At 54.5% G+C, this 1,235-nt stretch carries 2 protein-coding genes; both read right to left on the bottom strand.

Going from position 1 to position 1,235, the window contains the following annotated elements:
• Window positions 1–259 (bottom strand): PaeR7I family type II restriction endonuclease (locus tag EI28_RS13705; RefSeq protein WP_231476821.1); only part of this gene is annotated, 259 nt, incomplete at its 3' end.
• 13 nt (window positions 260–272) lie between these two features.
• Window positions 273–1,235, bottom strand: a 963-nt coding sequence (locus tag EI28_RS12385; RefSeq protein ID WP_369792314.1) for a site-specific DNA-methyltransferase, incomplete at its 5' end; no start/stop codon positions are given.

The raw sequence follows: 1,235 nt of genomic DNA, 5'->3' as shown, positions 1-1,235 counted from the left end.
ATCCTGGAAGATCGAGCGATCTCTTCTGCGTGCAGATATCATCCTCGGGAACTCCGATATCCACGAGCAGACTTCGGATCAGCGAGAAGAATCCATCCATATGCTTTCCGCCCGTCGCCTCCGAACGAAAGCCCTGATCTCTTACACCACGGTCATTCTGATCTTTCGCCTGTGATGCTCTCTTATCCCAGAAGTACTGCACCGCACTGGAAAAATAGTCCTCCCGAGAAAGTTTCCGGAGAATTCTCTTGCTTACCATGAATCTACCTCAATCAGAACAACCGGGACTGTTTTGCCTGATGAGTAAACCGTTCAACCTCCATGACAAAGTATTTTTCTTCTATCTCGACGCTGATACTGTTTCGACCCCACCGTGCTGCGGCGAGGGCAGTTGTCCCGGTACCACCGAATGGGTCGAGAACGGTGTCGCCCACGAAAGAAAACATCCGCACAAGCCTCTCGGCGAGTTCCTGGGGATATGGTGCAGGGTGCTCTTTTGTCGATGCTCCTTTGAGATCCCAGACCTGCCGGAACCATGCCTTCTGGTTCTCCTCGGATATGACCGAGAGCAGCCGTGCCTCGAGCGAGGGCTTCCGGTACCCGCCGGGCTTTCTCTGGAATAGGATGTATTCGATATCGTTCTTGACGATCCCGTTGGGTTCGTAGGGTTTACCCAGAAACGACCCAGGCGAATCTGCCTCAAAGCAGGCATTGGCGATCTTGTACCAGATGATCGGCGCCAGATTGTCAAAACCAATCTTCCGGCAGTGCTCCTGGATGCTCGCGTGGAGGGGCATGACAACATGGCGCCCGGCCTCCCGCCGGGGGAGGCAGACATCCCCGACAACGATGACCAGACGGCCCCCCGGAACGAGAACCCGGTAGATATGCCTCCAGACCCTGTCAAGTTCCTCTAAAAAGGTCTCGTAGTCCTCAATCTGCCCGAGTTGCTCGTCCTTATCGGGATATTTTTTCAGAGTCCAGTAGGGAGGCGACGTCACGACCAGGTGAACACTCTCATCGGGAAGAAATGCAAGCTCGCGGCTATCCGCATTTACAAAACGGTGGTTCGTCGGCAGGTTGCCGGAGATGGCCTCGATCTCTTTTATCAGTGAGAGATCCTTTGCTATCTTCGGGATGGCCCGCTGCCCATCAGTCCTGGCCACTTCAAAGATCTCGGCCGGCACGTAGTCCTCCAGCGGCTGATCCTGCCCGGTCTTATTGATAAAAAACTG

The organism is Methanoculleus sp. MH98A (assembly GCF_000691865.1).
Taxonomy (GTDB): domain Archaea; phylum Halobacteriota; class Methanomicrobia; order Methanomicrobiales; family Methanoculleaceae; genus Methanoculleus.
The sequence above is the reverse complement of the archived record's forward strand: the minus strand, read 5'-3'. Positions and strand labels throughout refer to the sequence as shown.